Below are 16698 nucleotides of genomic sequence, written 5' to 3'. Positions count from 1 at the left end.
CGGAGAACACCGCACTTCCGATGGGAGAACACCATGGACCTCGTCTCGATCCGCATCATCACCGCCGACGTCGCGCGCCTCGTCGGCTTCTACGAGAAGGCCACCGGGGTGCGGGCGGCCTGGGGGAACCAGGACTTCGCGGAGCTGAGGACCGCGGGCGCCACCCTGGCCGTCGCCGGCACCCGCACCGTCCCGCTGTTCGCCCCCGGCGCCGCGCAGCCCGCCGCCAATCGCAGCGTCGTCATCGAGTTCCTGGTGGACGACGTGGACCGCGTGCACGAGAACCTGTCCGGCCTCGTCACGGACGTCGTGGCCGGGCCGGCCACGATGCCGTGGGGCAACCGGTCACTGCTGTTCCGCGACCCCGACGGCAACCTGGTCAACGTCTTCACGCCGGTCAGCCCGGAGGCACGCGCACGGTTCGCCCGCTGACACGGGTCCCGTTTCGGCCCCGTTCGGGTCGGCCATCGGGCGCCGGCGACCGACACTGGAAGTGCCGGCACGTGCCGCCGAGCGGAAGCGTTCCGCCGGGAATGGAGGCAGCCGATGACCACGACAGAACCTCTGCCGACCCGCGCTCGCGCCCTTGACCTGGGCGTCCTCGTCCTCGCCGTCGCCGGGCTGGCGGTGGACGCCTGGGTGCACGCCGACCTGGCGTCGCGCTACGACGTGATCAGCGCCAACGTCAGCCAGGGCACCCTGTTCCGGCTGGAGGCCGCCATGGCGGCGCTGGCCGCCCTGCTGCTGATCATCTGGCGGGGACGGCTCAGCGCGGCGTTCGCGTTCCTCGTCTCCGCGGGCGGCCTGGCCCTGCTGCTGATCTACCGCTACCACAATGTGGGGGCGTTCGGCCCGTTCCCCGACATGTACGAGCCCCTCTGGTACGGCAGGAAATGGCTCACCGCGGTGGCCCAGGCGGTCGCGGCGGTGGCGTCCCTCTACCTGCTGCTCGTGCCGAGGACCGGCGGCGCCGGGCTGATCCCTGCCAGGAAGGGCCACGGCAGGCACCGCGTCGAGTGACGGCGCGGCCCCCGCCGCCCCGACTGGTCGGGTGCTGCCGCCTCGTTGAAACTGGGAGGGATCCCCCGGAGGGAGATGGCGCTCGTGAACTCCTTCTCGCCCGGCTTCCACGGCCGCGCCCGCGCGCTCACCGACCGGCTGCCGCCCGGGCAGTACCCGACCGAGTCGTTCCCGGTGCTGTCCGCGGGACCGACGCCGCGCGTCGCGACCGACACGTGGCTGTTCACCGTGACCACCGAACTCGGCGAGACCCGCAGCTGGACCTGGGACCAGATGATGGCCCTCCCGCAGGAGGACACCGTCCAGGACATCCACTGCGTCACCCGCTGGTCCAAGTTCGACACCCGATGGCGCGGGGTGCCCCTCGACGCCTTCCTGGAGGACGTCGAGACGCGCGCCGGCCACGTGGTCGTCAGCAGCCACGGCGGCTACACCACCAACATGCCCCTGGCGGACCTGCGCGGCGGCAAGGCCTGGCTCGTGCACGGCTACGACGGCTTCGCGCTGTCGCCGGAGCACGGCGGGCCCGCCCGCCTGCTCGTGCCGCACCTGTACCTGTGGAAGTCCGCCAAGTGGGTCAGCGGGCTGCGGCTCACCACGGAGGACGAGCCGGGGTTCTGGGAGTCGGTCGGCTACCACGACTACGGCGATCCCTGGCGCGAGCAGCGCAACTGGGGCGACTGATGCGCCTCGCCTGGCGCAGCGCCCGGCTCGCCGAGCGCCGGCCCCAGACCGCGACCGCCCGCTCCCTGCTGTTCACGGTCCAGGACTGGCCGGGGCATCTGCCCGGCCAGCACGTGGACGTCCGCCTCACCGCCGACGACGGCTACCAGGCGGTCCGCAGCTACTCCCTCGCGGCACCGGCCGACGGCGACCGCATCGAACTGGGCGTGCAGACCGTCGCGGACGGCGAGGTCTCGCCGTACCTGGCCGACGAGCTGCCCGTGGGCGCCGACGTCGAGGTGCGCGGGCCGCTCGGCAACTGGTTCGTCTGGCGGGCCGAACAGGCCGAACCCGTCCTGCTGGTGGCGGGCGGCTCCGGCGTCGTGCCGCTGGTCGCCATGATCCGCGGCCACCGAAGCGCCGGCGGCGGCAAGCCGTTCACCCTGCTGTACTCGGTGCGGACCCCGGACGACGTCTGGTACCGCGGCGACCTGGCCGACGGCGACCCCGGGCTCGACGTCCGGCTCGCCTACACCCGGCAGGCCCCGCCCGGCACGGCCCGCCCCGCCGGCCGTGTCACACCCGCCGACCTGGACCGGCCGCTCGCGGGACTCACCCCGGCCAGCCCCGTCTACGTCTGCGGTCCCACCGGATTCGTCGAGGCCGTCAGCGACGCGCTGGTCGACCTCGGACGCGACCCCGCCACGGTCCGCACCGAACGCTTCGGATGACGCGGATCCTCCGTCCACCAACCGTCCCTGCCACCCCTCCCGGGAGAACGCGATGACGCACCCCACCGCCCCTCGCGACGGCAACTGCCTCGCCGGCCCGCTGTCGGAGATCCTCGCCGTCGAACCCACCGCGGCCTGGTGGCGCTGCCCGCACTGCGCCCGCTCGGGGCCGATGGCCCAACTCCAGGTCTACGGGCCCGAACCCGGCCTCACCGCCCGGTGCCCGTCCTGCGCCCACATCGCCCTGCGCCTGGTCAAGGAGCACGACCACCTCTGGCTCACCCTCGGCAGCGGCACCGGGGCGTTCCGCTTCCGCACGGCCTAGGCCGCCCCGCCCTCGCGGGCGGACGGCGCTACGCGGCGGAGGCGGTCTCGAGCACGATCCTGCCGAAGACCTCGCCCGCGTCCATCTTCCGGTGGGCCAGTACGGCCTGGTCCAGGGGCAGCAGTTCGTGCACCACCGCTTCGAGCTCGCCCCGGGCGGCTGCGGCGAACTGCCGGCCGCGCACGGCCGCCAGATCGGCCGGGGGGACGGTGGCCGCGCTGAAAGCGGCGAAGGACAGCGACTTCTGGAACGCCGCCATGATCTTCGCGCCGAAGTCCGCCGGTGGCCGGCCCGCGACCGCGCCCACGGCGACCATGCGGCCGTTGGGATGGAGCCGGTCGAGAAACGCCGGCATGTCCGCACCGGCCACGATGTCGATGATGACGTCGTAGCCCGCGGGCGCCTCTTCCCCGCTCTCGCCGGAGCGGTCGAGCACGTGCGTCGCGCCGAGACGGCGCAGCCGCTCGCCGCGCTCGGGCGACGATGCCGTGACCGCCACCGCCGCGGCGCCACCGCGGGCCGCGAGCTGCACCGCCATGATCCCGATGCTGCCGGCCGCGCCGCGCACCAGGACCGTCTCGCCGGGTGCGAAGTGAGCGTGGCGCAGCCCGAAGTGGGCGACCGCGCCGGCGCTGCCCAGTGTCACCGCCGCGGCGGGGGACAGGCCGGCGGGCAGCGGGAGGACCTGCTCGATCGGCGCGACGGCCTGTTCGACGTATCCTCCGCCGGTGCCGGTGAAGGCCCACACCCGCCGGCCGACCCACGAGGCGTCGACGCCGTCACCGGCCGCCGTCACGGTGCCCGCCACCTCGCTTCCCGGGACGAAGCCCTCCGTGAAGCCGTAAGCCGCCAGCGCCCCGCTCCGGATCACGGTGTCGACGCCACCGACGCCCGCCGCCTCGGTGGCGATCAGCACCTGCCCGGCAGCCGGCGCGGGCACCGGCAGGTCGACCACGGCCAGACCTTCAGGACCTCCGAACGCCTGGATCGCTATCGCCTTCACTGTCTCTCCCACGTGCACGGACGTCCCGGTCGCCGGGCGCCTCGATGATCTCCGCGCGGCCGGCCTCGGCGCGCTTCCCGTGTCCCGGACGGTAACGGACGCCCCCGTCCGTTTGGATAAACTGAGAGCGTGACCGAGCATCCGCCTCACAAGCTGCGCTCCGACGCCAGGGACAACCGCGACCGCATCCTGGACGCGGCCCGGGCGCTGTTCTCGGCCGGCGGCCTGGACGTGCCGATGCGGGAGATCGCACGGCGCGCAGGGGTGGGACCCGCCACCTTGTACCGCCGCTTCCCGACCAAGCAGACGCTCGTCGCCGAGGCCTTCGCGGACCAGCTGCACGCCTGTCGCGCCATCGTCGACGAGGGGTGCGCGGATCCTGACCCATGGCGCGGCCTGTGCCTGGTGATCGAGAGGATCTGCGAACTGCACGCACGCGACCGGGGCTTCACCGAGGCCTTCCTGTCGACCTTCCCGGGAGCGCCGGACGTCGCGGGACGCGCGTACACGGTGAAGGCGGTCGCCGGCCTGGCCCAGCGGGCCAAGGACGCGGGGCGCCTGCGGCCCGACTTCGTCCTGGACGACCTCATCCTCGTCCTCATGGCGAACAAGGGGATCCACACCCGGTCGGCCACCACCCAGGTCATGGCCTCCCGGCGCTTCGCGGGGCTGGTGGTCCAGGCGTTCGAAGCCGGCCCCCGGCAGGCGCCGCTACCGCCGGCGGTACGGCTGGCGTCCGCGGTGCAGGGCGGCGCCTGACCCCGCACGGGCGAGCCGGCCGAACCCCGTCCTTGCCCTGGTACGCCGTCCTGATCGCGTGCTCCTCGCCGACGCCGGCGACACCCCGGTGCGACCGGCCGTCAGACCAGTGCGAGGACCACGACGATCCGCTTGCCGCCGCGCGGCAGCCTGGCCACCTCGACGGAGGCCGCCAGGCTTTCGACGATCGGCCACCCGAACCCGCCGGGCCGCTCCGGGGCGGGCCCCAGCGCCCGCCGGGCGACCGGCAGGGCGTCGCTCGTGTCGTCCACCCGCAGGCGCAGCAGCGCACCGCCCGGGTCGATCTCCGCACGGAAGGCGGCCAGGCCCCCGCCGTGCCGCAACGCGTTGCCGACCAGTTCGGTCACCACCAGGCCGGCGTCGATCCGCGCGCGCTCGGTGGCGCACTGCGCGTCGTCGAGCAGGCGCATGACGGTCCGTCTGGCCTCCGTGGCCGGGTGCGCGTCGTCGCCCCCGACGGGAGGAAGTGTCCATGGCCGGTACGGTTGCGTGGTCATACGGTGACCTCGAGACGTGTCCGCCGGCGAGCGAATCGGACGCAGCGGGGGCGGCTCGCCGGTGCCGCCCTCAAGAGATCGGTTGCCCGGGCAAGGCCCTGGCCACACGGGTACGGTGCCGCTTCCTTGCACGGGGTGAACCTGCCGCTCCCTCCTTGCCGGGACCGCGGCCTCCGATGCGCCGCGGGATGTGCCGGTGGGCCCCGCAGCCCCGGCTGACGGGGTGCGGGGCCCGATGGCGGCCCCGGTCGCGCGCTTCTCCACGCGGCGACCGGCGGAGGGTCAACTGGTGCTGCAGGCCGTGCCGTTGAGCGTGAATCCGGCCGGGACGCCGTTGGTGCCGGCCGTCGAGCTGCCGTTGAGGCCGAAGTTCACGCTCCCGCCGGCGGCGATGGTCGCGTCCCAGCCGGCGTTCTGCACGGTGACCTGCTTGCCGGACTGGGTGTAGACCGCGTTCCACATGGAGTTGATGGTCTGCCCGCCCGGGAAGCTGAAGACGAGCGTCCAGCCGTTGACGGGCGCGGAGCCGTTGTCGGTGATGGTCACGTCCCCGTTGAACGAGGAGCCCCAGTCCGAGAGGGCGTAGTGGACCGTGCAGCCGCCGGCCGGCGGCGTGGTCGGAGGAGTCGTGGGGGGTGTCGTCGGCGGGGTCGTGGGGGGAGTGGTCGGCGGAGTGGTGTCGCCGCTCTTGGCCTTGTCGGCGTTCGAGTGGGCGGTGAAGACCGACAGCACCGGATCGCCGTGCAGGACGCCGTACGTCCCGTCCTTGCCGCTGTTCTCGTACCACCAGAAGGCGTCGGCGTCACCGCCGTTGCTCTCCATGGTGGAGTAGACGGCCTGCCAGTACTGCTGGCGCGTCGACGCCGAGGTGTTGAACTCGCCGAGGAAGAAAGGCTTTCCCGCGCCGGTGTGGGCGTCGGAGATGTACCTGGCGACCAGCGACTGCGTCTGCGCGGCGGACAGGTTCGCCCAGGACTCGGTCGGGTAGATGTGCGCCGAGCAGAAGTCGATGGACGGCGACTGGCACTCGTAGGTGTAGGGCACGCCGTTGTCGCTGCCGTAGCCGTACGAACTGCCCTGCCCCTCGATGCCGTTGTCGATCATGTGGTTGGGGTCGATGCCCTTGACGTACGCGCCGACCCTGTCCTCCCAGGCGCGGAACGTCGCGCCGACGGTGTTGTCGGCCGGGTCCACGTCCTGGTAGCGCGGCTCGTTCATCAACTCCCAGGAGAAGATGGTCGGATCGTTCTTGTAGGCGACGCCGGTGTAGTGGTTGACCCGGTTGAGCGCGTAGTTGACGGAGAACTCGTAGTCGGCCAGGCAGCCGGCGCACTTGGCGGGGTCGAAGAAGTTGCCGGAGTTGCCGGTGCTCGCCCCTTCCCAGCCCAGGACGGTGTTCACGCCTCCGTAGGCGGTCCAGTAGTTCTCGAGGGTGGGGATGACCCGCAGCCCGTGCTGGTTCGCCGAGTAGAGGATGTAGTCGAACTCGGCCCACTCCTGCTCGTTCATGGTGTTCTTGGCCGGCTCGAAACCGTGCCAGGACTCGTGGTCGAACATCCAGGTCCTGACGACGGTGACGCCGTCGGCGGCCATGTTCGCCATCTGCTGGTCGATCGCGGCCTTGTCCATGTACTGCGTCTCAGTGTCACCCGAGCCGCTGCCGTAGGTGAACAGGTCGTAGGAGTTGGCTCCGGCGAAGTACGCGGTCCTGCCGTCGACGCAGAAGTGGGTTCCGCAGCGCTGCACGAAGCCCGCGGCGGCCGCTCCGGCCTTTCCGGGGCCGGCCAGGGCCAGCAGGCCCGCGATCAGGACGGTGAGGGCCGCGGCCGCGGCGGCCAGCGGTGCTCGTCTTGCTCTGGGTGTCATGTGTGCTCCTTCGCACGGCACGTGGGGACATGACGAGGGGCGCCCCGCACGGCGCCCGCGGTCCTGCTGCGGCGGCGAGACGGGACCTTTACCGGTTAAGTCACCAGCAAGGTGCCGGGAGTGTGAGGGGATGTCAAGAGGTTGCGCACGGATGGCGTGTGGGTGCACTCCGCGATGCGCCGAGGGCTCAGCGGCGTGCCCCGACTGACGTGCGGGAATGTGTCTCCTGTCCCGATGTCCGGGAAGCGGCACCAGGCGGCGGCCGAGTCGGCCGGGTGCGCGTCCCCGGCTGCGGGCTGTCGTGACTCAAACGGTTCATGGACAGCCCGGGCAACCGGGAACCAGCTGGGGGTGCCTCGCCGCGGTCACTTGGTGGCCCCCTGGGTGAGCCCGTTGTAGATCCAGCGCTGCAGGAACAGGAAGATCACCAGCGTGGGGACGATGACGAGGACGGCCCCGGCGCAGATGTCCTGCCACTCGGCGCCGAACGGCCCCTTGAAGCGGAACAGCGAGGTCGAGATGGTGCCCAGGTCGTCGGACGGCATGTAGAGGAACGGGTAGTAGAAGTCGTTGTAGACCAGGATGCCCTTGATGATCACCACCGTCGCGATCGCCGGCTTGAGCAGCGGCATGATGATCGTCCAGTAGATGCGCAGCGGTCCGGCGCCGTCGATCCTTGCGGCCTCGTCGAGCGATGTCGGGATCGACCGCATGAACTGGAGGAACACGTAGATCGACACGATGTCGGTGCCGGTGTAGAGCAGGATCGGCGCCCAACGGGTGTCGAACAGGCCGAAGTTGTTGATCACCTGGAAGGTGCCGACCTGCGTGGTCACCGAGGGTACGAGCGTGGCGACCAGGAACGCGGCCAGGATCGCGCGGCGGAACCGGAAGCGGTAGCGGTCGATCGCGTAGGCGGCCATGGAGCCGATGAGGATGCTGCCGGCGACCGAGAAGACCAGGATGAACGCGGTGTTGAACAGGCCGCGCAGCATGTGGCCCTGCTGGAACGCCGTCCTGTAGTTGGACAGGTTGAACCAGTCGTCCGGCGGGGTGAGCGCACCGCTGCCGTTGGCGATCTCCTTGTGCGTCTTCAGCGAGGTGAGGAACACGGCCACCAGCGGCAGCAGCACCACGAGGGACGCCACGACCAGGGACAGGTAGGTCAGCGCCGGTGCGATCCGGGCGGCCGCCGGGCGCCGCGGGACGGGAACGGGGACGTCGCTCATGCCGGTTCGGACCTCTCTTCGGGGACCAGGCGCCGCTGCACCCAGGTCACCAGCAGGACGAAACCGAGCAGGACGACGGCCATGGCCGACGCGAGTCCGGTCTTGTTGAACTCGAAGTTCATCTTGATCGTCTCGATGACGAAGGTCTCGCTCTTCCCCGAGCCGCCGGTCATGATGTACGGGATCTCGAAGACCGCCAGCGAGCCGGAGATCGCCAGGATCACGCTCAGGCTGATCAGCGGCCGCAGGCTGGGGGCGATGATGTAGCGGAACTGCGCCCACCTGTTGGCGCCGTCCAGGGACGCGGCCTCGTACAGCTCGCCGGGGACGGACTGGATGCCGCCGAGGAAGAGCACGAAGTTCAGGCCCATGTAGCGCCAGACCGACACCCCGGACAGAGAGATGTTGACGAGGTCGGGGTTGCCGAGCCAGTAGTGCCTGCCGTGGACGCCGAACGCGGACAGGACCGTGTCCAGGGTCCCGCCGGACTGGAAGAAGTACAGGAAGACGAAGCCGATCGCCACGCCGTTGACCAGGTAGGGGAAGAACAGGATCCCCTTGAACAGGTTGCGCAGCCGGGTGTTGAAGCTCAGCACGGTCGCGAAGTACAGCGCGAGCACCAGCTGCACGACCGAGGCGGCCAGGTAGTAGATGCTGACGTAGAAGACCTGGAACAGCTCGGAGCGGGTGAAGATCTCGGTGTAGTTCCTCATCCCGACCCAGGAGCGGTCAGGACTGACGCCGTCCCAGTCGGTGAACCCGTACTCGATCATGGTGACGATCGGCACGTAGGTGAAGACCGCCAGGAACCCGACGGGCACCACGAGGAACAGCCAGGGCGTCAGGCGGGTGCGCCAGGTGGCGCCCGGCTGCCGGGAGCCGGGCCTGCGCCGGCGTGACGATTGCGGCGGCCGCGCCGCGCGGGACGTGGCCCGGCCCGCCGGCGGGGCGGGCGTTCGGGTGTCGCTCATGGACCTCACTGCTCTCTGCGCATGCGCCGGTCCTCGGGCATGCGCCGGTCGATCGGACTCGGCTCTCGGGTCGCGGGCGTGGGGGGGAGCGGCCGCCGCGGCCGTCCCCCGCACCCGTCGTCGGCGCTGCCGGCTACAGGCCGGCCGTCCGCTGCCCGGACTTCCACTTCCCGGACAGGTCCGACAGGATCGAGTCGAGGCTGCCGCCGCCGGCGCCGCGGGCCGCGTCGATGAGCTTCTGGCGGTAGTCCGGGGTCTGCAGGCCGACCTCCGACGCCTTGTCGATGTCGTTGACCTGCGGGGTCTTCGCCTGGTTCTCGATGATCAGCTTCACTCCCGCGGCGGTGAAGGGCTTCAGGATCTCGGGCAGCGGCGAGCCCTTGAGACTGGGGACGCCGGAGACCGACGCGGCGAAACCGGACGTGTTCTCGATCCAGTCGATCCAGGCCCGGGCCGCCGCCTTGTGAGCGGAGTGCACGTTGACCCCGTACTGGTAGTCCGGCGCCTCGACCGAGCAGTACGCGCCGCCGACCTTGTCGGGGAAGGGCATGTAGCCGATGTCCGAGGGATCCACCCCGGCCTTCTTCGCGGCCAGTTGCATCTGCGGCACCGACCAGGTGCCCAGCCACATGGTCGCGGCCTTCCCGGTGGCCAGCAGGTTCTTGGAGTTCTCCCAGTTGGTGGTGGTCGGATCGTCCTCGGAGAGCTTCTTGTGGACGATGTCGTACAGCAGGCCGTCGCCGGTCCGCAGGTCGCCGCCGGCCTTCCACGGGTCCTCGGTCGTGAGCTTGTCGTTCGCCTCCGGGTCGCAGGTCGCCGAGCCCAGGACGTTGGTCCACGCGGTCAGCGGCCAGCCGTCCTTGTAGTTGGTGTAGTACGGCGTGGCCTTGGTCCTGTCCTTGATCTGCTGGAGGTCGGCCAGGAACTGCGCGGGCGTGGCGGGCCAGGAGGTGATGCCGGCCTGCCGCCAGACCTTCTTGTTGTAGACGAACCCGTTGGCCGAGGCGAAGGACACCAGCCCGTAGACCTTGCCGTCGACCGTGCCGGAGTCCGTGAACTGGTACTTCGACGACAGGTCGGCCGCGTCGCCGAGCGGGGCGAAGAACTTGGGGTAGTCGGTGCGGGCGACGGCGGCGGGGATGAGCAGCACGTCGCCGTAGTTCTTGGTGTTGAGCCGGATCTTGACCTCGCCCTCGTAGTCGGTGAGGCCCTGGAACCTGACGTCCACCTTCGGATAGGCCTTCTTGAACGCGGCGGCGTACCTCTTCATCGTTCCGTCGCCGATGAGGTCGGTCCGGTTGGTGAGGACGGTGATGCTGCCGGACACCGCCGAGGGATCCGAGGCCGCGGTGGCGGCCGCGGAGGTGGACCCTCCACCGCCCGACGAGGAACACGCCGTGCCCGCGACCGCCAGGGCCACCGCAAGCGCCGCCACCGGCAGAACTCTTGTCCGCATGTGCTTCTCCTGTCCCCGCCCGCGACCGCGGGCCCTGACCCGAGCGCTTAATCGCTTCAGTTGACGGGAACCCTGGCATGGGCCTTTGGGGGCGTAAAGGCTTGGAATCGGCCTCGATATCCAACCGTTACATGAAGTGCGAGCCTCTTGACTCCTGTTGTGGGGATCTGACCTGTGGCTTTCTGACCTGTAACGCTTCAGTTGGGCCGGGCGAGTGCCGCCGCCCCGACCAGGCCCGCGTCGCCGCCCAGGGCCGCGGTCCTGATCTCGGTACGGGCGAACGGCAGGGCCGCATACCGCGTCAGATGCCGCTGGACGGCGGGAACGAGCAGGTCGGAGGCGGACATGACGCCGCCGCCGAGCACCGCGACCTCCAGTTCCAGCAGGGTGGCGCAGCCGGCGATGCCCGCGGCCAGGGCGCGGGCGGCCCGGTCGAAGGCGGCCAGCGCCGCGGGGTCGCCGGCCCGTGCGGCGCCGGCGACGTCGGCGGTCGCCGGGGTGCGGCCCTGCGGCGGAAGCCATCCCGCGGCCAGGGCGTGGCGGGTGATCGCCCCGCCGGAGGCCAGCCGCTCCAGGCACCCGCGGCCGCCACACGGGCAGACCTCCCCGTGAAGGTCCACGCTGACGTGCCCGAGATGGCCCGCGTTGCCGGTGGGGCCCGGCCGCACCGCGCCGTCCAGCACCAGCCCCGCGCCGACGCCGGTGGACACCACCATGCACAGCGCGTTGACGCGGCCCTTCGCGGCCCCGTACCGGTGCTCGGCCGCGGTCATGGCGACGGCGTCGCCGCACAGGACGGTGTGCAGCCCGGCCGCGGCGGGCAGCTGACGCAGCGTCTTGACCAGCGGATACTCCCGCCAGGCGGGGATGTTGACGGGGCTGACGGTGCCCGCGGCGCAGTCGACGGGGCCGGCGCTGCAGACACCGAGGGCCCGGACGTACCCCCAGCCGGAGTGGTCCGCGAGTTCGGCGAGGCAGGCGGTGACGGCGGCCTGCACGGTCTCGGCGCGGGTGGTCTGCGGGGTGGACCGCCGGGCCCTGGCGAGGACCTGCCCGTCGGCGGCCACCAGAGCGGCGGCGATCTTCGTCCCGCCGATGTCCAGGGCCGCGGTGAGCGGGCCGGCGGTGCTGGTGACGGAGTGGGCGGCAGGGCTCGCTGCGGGGGAGTGCGATGGCATGTCGGGGCCTTTCTCGGGGGCCGTCAGCGGCCTCGCAGCCGGATGCGGCCAGGTGGGCGGGAGTGCCGGTGGGGCCGGCCGTGCCATGCGTCGGCAACCGGCCGGTGCCACCCGGTGACGGGCAGGGCGGCCCAGCATAACTTGACCGGTTAATGGACAGCGAGGGTCCGACCGCCTACATTGACGGCAGGCCGCCCACCGGACCCGGCCCGCGGGCTCGGCCGAGCAGCCGCCGCGGGCGTCCGCACGGCCCGCACCGCGACCGGGACGCCCCGGCAGGACCCGGTGCGGACCGGCAGCGGATGGGAACAGGGGCGCCGTCGAGCGCTGTTCGCCGTACTTCGGGAGTCTTCATGCTGGTCGCATCTGCCCTGCCCCAACCGTGGACGCTGCGGGCGCTGCCCTCGCCCGACCGCCCCGAGCAGGTGCCGGCGCAGGTGGCCGGCCGGGTCTTCGCCGCACAGGTGCCGGGCTGCGTGCACACCGACCTGATGGCGGCCCGGGCCCTGCCGGACCCCTACCTGGACGCCAACGAGGAGCAGGTGGCCTGGGTGGGGCGCACCGACTGGGCCTACAGCACGCGCCTCCCGCCGGCCGGTGGCGCGCACGAGCGCACCGACCTCGTCTTCGACGGCCTGGACACGGTCGCCGAGATCACGCTCGACGGGACCCGGATCGGCGCCACGCGGAACATGCACCGCGGCTACCGCTTCGACGTCACCGCGCCGCTGTCCGGGGGAGAGGCGCGGCTGGACGTGGCCTTCACCTCCGCGTACACCGAGGCCGAGGCGCTGCGGGAGAAGCTCGGGCCGCGGCCCAACGCCTACCCCGAACCCTTCAACTACGTGCGGAAGATGGCCAGCAGCTTCGGCTGGGACTGGGGACCCACCCTGGTCACCGCCGGCATCTGGCGCCCCGTGCGCCTGGAGCACTGGAGCACCGCCCGGCTGGCCGCGGTGGCCCCCCAGGTCCGCGTGGTGGACGGCGACGGCACGGTCACCGCGCGCGTGACCGTCGAGCGCACCGCGGGCGGCCGCGACCGGGACCTGCGCGTCGCCGCCGCGATCGCCGGCCGCCGGGCCGAGGCCGTGCTGCCGGCCGGCCAGGACACCGTCGACGTCTCCGTCACCGTCCCCGCCCCGAAGCTCTGGTGGCCGCACACCCTCGGCGCCCAGGACACCTACCCGCTCGACGTGACGCTGGACGACGCGGCGTCCGCGCAGCCGCTCGACCGCCGCCGGCGGACCGTGGGCTTCCGCACGGTCGAACTCGACACCGCGGCCGACGAGTCGGGCTCCGCGTTCCGGTTCGTCGTCAACGGCGTGCCGGTCTTCGCCCGCGGGGTGAACTGGATCCCCGACGACGCGCTCGTCTCGCGGGTCACCCCCGAGCGGTACCGCGCCCGGCTGGAGCAGGCCAAGGCGGCCAACGTCGACCTGGTGCGGGTGTGGGGCGGCGGGATCTACGAGGACGAGGCGTTCTACGACGCCTGCGACGAGCTGGGCATGATGGTCTGGCAGGACTTCCCGTTCGCCTGCGCCGCCTATCCGGAGGAGGGGCCGTTGCCCGCCGAGGTCGAGGCCGAGGCGCGGGAGAACGTGGTGCGGCTGATGCCGCACCCGTCCCTGGTGCTGTGGAACGGCAACAACGAGAACCTGTGGGGCCACGAGGACTGGGGATGGAAGGACGAGCTGGCGGGCGCCAGTTGGGGCCGCGGCTACTACCTCGACCTGCTGCCGCGGATCGTCGCGGAACTCGACCCGACCCGCCCGTACTGGCCCGGCTCTCCCTGGTCGGGACGCGAGGACCTGCACCCCAACGACCCGCGGCACGGCACCACTCATCTGTGGGAGGAGTGGAACCGCCGCCCCTACACCGACTATCTGGCCGGCGTCCCGCGCTTCGTCGCGGAGTTCGGCTGGCAGGCGCCGCCCGCACTCGCCACCCTCCTGCGGGCGGTCGGCGACCGCCCGCTGGCACCCGACTCGCCCGGCATGCGGCACCACCAGAAGGCCGAGGACGGCAACGGCAAGCTGGACCGCGGCCTGGCACCGTACTTCGCCGCACCGGAGTCGTTCGACAGCTGGCACTACCTGACCCAGCTCACCCAGGCGCGGGCGGTCGCCACCGGCATCGAGCACTGGCGGGCCCACTGGCCGCTGTGCGCGGGGACCGTGGTCTGGCAGCTCAACGACTGCTGGCCGGTGACGTCCTGGGCCGCTGTCGATGGCGACGGGCGCCTCAAGCCGCTGTGGTTCGAGCTGCGCCGCCTGTACGCCGACCGCCTCCTCACGCTGCAGGACACGCCCGAGGGCCTGGAGGTCGCGGCGGTCAACCAGTCCGCCTCCGCGTGGCAGGCGCCCGTCGACCTGCTGCGGGTGCGGGCCGACGGGACGGTGGCCGCCCGAGCCGGCGTGCTGCTGGCCGCCGGGCCCCGCGCGGTGGCGCGCGCCCGCGTTCCCGAGGACCTGGTGCGGGACGCGGACCCGGGCAAGGAGTTCTGGATCGCCGACTGCCAGGGCCTGCGCGCCGTCCACTTCGCCGCGGTGGACAAGGACTTCGCCTACCCGGCCGCGGACTACCGCATCGACGTGACGGCCGACGACGGCACGGCGCGGATCACCGTGACGGCGCGGACCCTGGTGCGCGACCTGGTGCTGCAGGCCGACCGGCTCCATCCGTCGGCGGTCACCGACCAGGGCCGGGCCACCCTGCTGCCCGGCGAGCAGGTCACCCACACCGTGACCGGCTGGCCGGCGCCCGACGCGCAGGCCGTGCCCGGCGCGCTGTTCTGCGTGAACGCAGGCCCGGGTGCGGCAACGGCGGTGCCGGCGGCCCCCGATGAGGCCGCGACGGGCACGGCTGCGGGGCGGACGGTCTCATGACCGACCGGGCCGGGCCGCGCGGGCAGCCGGACCGGGCCCCGCGCCAACGGCCTGGCGCCGTGCCGGTCCTCCGCCTGCGCGGCTCCGCCGGGATCCCGCGCGTCCGGGCCCGCTGACCAGGCGTCAGCCCAGGACCGCGGCGGACGTCACCCGAGGACCCCGGCGACGGCTCGGGTGAGGACGGCGGCGAAGCGGTCGCCGGAGTCGCCCTCGGGCGGGGCCGCGGTCAGCAGCGCGGCGATCCGCGGGTGGCTGCCGGCGGCGGCCACATGGTGCAGGTAGGCCAGGGAGCGCTGCGCCCCGGGGTCGGCGGCGGCCTGCTCGTTCTGGACGTAGGACGCGGTCAGGGCGTTGAGCAGGGCGAACGCCTCGAGCTTGCGGGAGGGTGCGGCCGGGTGGCCGGCGAGCACGCCGAGGACGTGCTCGAGGACGTCGATCCCGTGCGGGCCGAGGGCCGGGCGGGAGATGACCTGGGCCGGCAGCCACGGGTGGCGCTGCATGATCCGCCGTGTCTGGTGGGCGAGTTGCAGCAGGTCGGCCTGCCAGTCGCCGCTCGGCGCGGGCAGCTCGTACTCGCCCGCCGTGCTGTCGGTCATCAGGTCGAGCAGGTCGTCGCGGGTGGCCACGTAGCGGTAGAGCGAGGCCGCTCCGGTGCCGAGGGCCCCGGCGACCCGGCGCATGGAGACGGCCGCCAGGCCCTCGCGGTCGGCGAGTTCCACCGCCGCGGCGGTGATCTCGGCACGGCTGCGCTCGGCCGGGCGGCCCACGGGCGCATGCTCCGGCCGCAGCCAGATCACCGGGTCCTGCTGTCCGGCCACGGCCACCTCCTTCGTTGCCGCCACCCTAACTTTCGCATACGGTGTTCGCGAACGACGTTTGCGAAAGGAAGGGCGTGCGATGCCACGGTTCGCGCACAACGGAGACATACGGATCGCCTTCGAGGACCTGGGCGGGGCGGGCGGCGACCCGCTGCTGCTGGTGATGGGCCTGGGCACCACCCGGTTCTGGTGGCCGGCCGGACTGGTGGCGGAGTTCGTGCGCCGCGGCTTCCACGTCGTCGCCTACGACCAGCGCGACGCCGGCCAGTCCACCCACCTGCCGGACCGGCGCGAGGGCGCGCCGTTCCGGGCGCTGCTGCGCCGGACGGCCCCGGCGTACAGCGCGGAGGACCTCACCGACGACGCCGTCGCGGTGCTCGACGCCCTCGGCTGGCAGCGCGCCCATCTCTTCGGCCACTCGCTCGGCGGCCTGGTCGCCCAGCGCACCGCGATCCGCCACCCGGAACGCGTCCTGACCCTCGCCACCTCCTCGGCCGTGCCCAGCGACGCCCGTGGCCTGAAGGTCCTGCGCTACCTGCGGCTCGGGCGGCTGCCCCGCTTCGCGATGCTGCACCACCCCGACACCCCGCAGGGCAACCTCGACCTGGCGCTGGCCGTCGCCCGCCTCCTGGTAGCGCCCGGCCGCCAGGTCGGCGCCGAGGACGTGCGGGACTTCGTGGACCGGGAAGCCGCGCACCACGTCACCGGCTTCCGCGACGCCAGGGCGCAGAGCCGGCAGGTCGGCGCGAAGTGGCACGGCGGCCCGCTCGCCGATGTCACGGCGCCCACCTTGGTGCTGCACGGCGATCAGGACCCGCTGCTGCGGGTGGCGGCAGCCCGCGCCATCGCCGCCGCCGTCCCCGGAGCCCGGCTGAGCGTCATGCCGGGCGTCGGCCACCTGCTTCTCGGCGACGTCTGGACCGCCTACGCCGACCGGCTGCGCGACCTCGCCGACCGCGTGGACGAGCAGCACGCCGCCGGGCCCGCCCTCGGCTGAGGCCCCCGCGGGGACCGGGACCTCCGATGGGGGCCCACGGCTGGCCGCGGGTCCGGGTCCGGGGTGGGGTGGAAGGCGGGAACGGGCCCGCCGGACCGCACGCCGGGCGGCCGTCCCGCGCGCGGGCGCACCCCCACCGCGTGACGCCGGGCAGCCGGGGCACCGTCGACCGGGGGCGCCGCCGCCCGCAGGGTGCTTGCACGAGCACGCGCGGCACGGCGCAGACCAGGAGGCACCAGGTGAATGTGGCAGATGCGCTCAGCCGCCGGCCGGCGTGGC

Annotated in this window: 16 protein-coding genes; 8 read left to right on the top strand and 8 right to left on the bottom strand. The window is 72.7% G+C overall.

Annotation, left to right across the window (positions count from 1 at the left end):
* Positions 1–33 precede the first annotated feature (33 nt).
* The 5 genes from ACH4TG_RS13050 to ACH4TG_RS13030 all read left to right on the top strand — a co-directional run bounded on the left by ACH4TG_RS13050 (position 34) and on the right by ACH4TG_RS13030 (position 2739).
* A complete protein-coding gene (locus tag ACH4TG_RS13050; RefSeq protein ID WP_398242286.1) occupies positions 34–432 on the top strand; it encodes a VOC family protein in 399 nt (132 codons plus the stop codon).
* A 114-nt stretch (positions 433–546) separates the two neighbouring features.
* Positions 547–1020 carry a hypothetical protein gene (locus ACH4TG_RS13045; protein WP_398242285.1) on the top strand — a complete coding sequence of 158 codons (474 nt, stop codon included), beginning with the start codon at positions 547–549 and terminating at the stop codon, positions 1018–1020.
* A 75-nt stretch (positions 1021–1095) separates the two neighbouring features.
* Complete coding sequence (locus ACH4TG_RS13040) at positions 1096–1704, top strand: molybdopterin-dependent oxidoreductase (RefSeq protein WP_398242284.1); 609 nt, start codon at positions 1096–1098, stop codon at positions 1702–1704.
* Entirely contained in the window at positions 1704–2414 is a 711-nt protein-coding gene (locus ACH4TG_RS13035; protein WP_398242283.1) for a ferredoxin reductase, read from the top strand. The genes ACH4TG_RS13040 and ACH4TG_RS13035 overlap by 1 nt, the downstream gene beginning before the upstream one ends.
* Positions 2415–2466: 52 nt before the next feature.
* A complete protein-coding gene (locus tag ACH4TG_RS13030; protein WP_398242282.1) occupies positions 2467–2739 on the top strand; it encodes a DUF6510 family protein in 273 nt (90 codons plus the stop codon).
* A 28-nt stretch (positions 2740–2767) separates the two neighbouring features.
* Here ACH4TG_RS13030 and ACH4TG_RS13025 read toward each other — a convergent pair whose 3' ends face one another.
* Positions 2768–3742, bottom strand: coding sequence for a zinc-binding dehydrogenase (locus tag ACH4TG_RS13025; RefSeq protein WP_398242601.1), 975 nt, complete (start codon positions 3740–3742; stop codon positions 2768–2770).
* A 129-nt stretch (positions 3743–3871) separates the two neighbouring features.
* Here ACH4TG_RS13025 and ACH4TG_RS13020 point away from each other — a divergent pair, with 129 nt between their 5' ends.
* Positions 3872–4501, top strand: coding sequence for a TetR/AcrR family transcriptional regulator (locus tag ACH4TG_RS13020; protein ID WP_398242281.1), 630 nt, complete (start codon positions 3872–3874; stop codon positions 4499–4501).
* A gap of 101 nt (positions 4502–4602) precedes the next feature.
* Here the strand turns inward: ACH4TG_RS13020 and ACH4TG_RS13015 are convergent, their stop codons facing one another.
* The 6 genes from ACH4TG_RS13015 to ACH4TG_RS12990 all read right to left on the bottom strand — a co-directional run bounded on the left by ACH4TG_RS13015 (position 4603) and on the right by ACH4TG_RS12990 (position 11719).
* The gene (locus ACH4TG_RS13015) at positions 4603–5019 is read right to left on the bottom strand and encodes an ATP-binding protein (protein ID WP_398242280.1); all 417 of its coding nucleotides are present in this window, start codon (positions 5017–5019) and stop codon (positions 4603–4605) included.
* Between the two features lie 282 nt (positions 5020–5301).
* On the bottom strand, positions 5302–6885 hold the full coding sequence (locus ACH4TG_RS13010) for a cellulose binding domain-containing protein (RefSeq protein WP_398242279.1): 1584 nt from the start codon (positions 6883–6885) through the stop codon (positions 5302–5304).
* Positions 6886–7250: 365 nt separating this feature from the next.
* Positions 7251–8114 (bottom strand): carbohydrate ABC transporter permease, encoded by an 864-nt coding sequence (locus ACH4TG_RS13005; protein ID WP_398242278.1) that lies wholly within the window; start codon positions 8112–8114, stop codon positions 7251–7253.
* Positions 8111–9085 (bottom strand): carbohydrate ABC transporter permease, encoded by a 975-nt coding sequence (locus tag ACH4TG_RS13000; RefSeq protein ID WP_398242277.1) that lies wholly within the window; start codon positions 9083–9085, stop codon positions 8111–8113. Before ACH4TG_RS13000 ends, ACH4TG_RS13005 begins: the two co-directional genes overlap by 4 nt.
* Positions 9086–9218: 133 nt before the next feature.
* A complete protein-coding gene (locus ACH4TG_RS12995; protein ID WP_398242276.1) occupies positions 9219–10541 on the bottom strand; it encodes an ABC transporter substrate-binding protein in 1323 nt (440 codons plus the stop codon).
* Between the two features lie 197 nt (positions 10542–10738).
* A complete protein-coding gene (locus ACH4TG_RS12990) occupies positions 10739–11719 on the bottom strand; it encodes an ROK family protein (protein WP_398242275.1) in 981 nt (326 codons plus the stop codon).
* 353 nt (positions 11720–12072) lie between these two features.
* On the opposite strand from ACH4TG_RS12990, the gene ACH4TG_RS12985 reads away from it, so the two are divergent.
* A complete protein-coding gene (locus tag ACH4TG_RS12985; RefSeq protein WP_398242274.1) occupies positions 12073–14604 on the top strand; it encodes a glycoside hydrolase family 2 protein in 2532 nt (843 codons plus the stop codon).
* Positions 14605–14750: 146 nt separating this feature from the next.
* Here ACH4TG_RS12985 and ACH4TG_RS12980 read toward each other — a convergent pair whose 3' ends face one another.
* Entirely contained in the window at positions 14751–15422 is a 672-nt protein-coding gene (locus ACH4TG_RS12980) for a TetR/AcrR family transcriptional regulator (RefSeq protein ID WP_398242273.1), read from the bottom strand.
* Positions 15423–15501: 79 nt separating this feature from the next.
* Between ACH4TG_RS12980 and ACH4TG_RS12975 the strand changes: the two genes are divergently transcribed.
* Positions 15502–16419: an alpha/beta fold hydrolase gene (locus ACH4TG_RS12975; RefSeq protein ID WP_398242272.1), complete on the top strand. Its 918-nt coding sequence runs from the start codon at positions 15502–15504 to the stop codon at positions 16417–16419.
* The last annotated feature ends 279 nt before the right edge of the window (positions 16420–16698 follow it).

This window comes from Streptomyces sp. NPDC020917 (assembly GCF_044333795.1).
Taxonomy (GTDB): domain Bacteria; phylum Actinomycetota; class Actinomycetes; order Streptomycetales; family Streptomycetaceae; genus Actinacidiphila.
The sequence above is the reverse complement of the archived record's forward strand: the minus strand, read 5'-3'. Positions and strand labels throughout refer to the sequence as shown.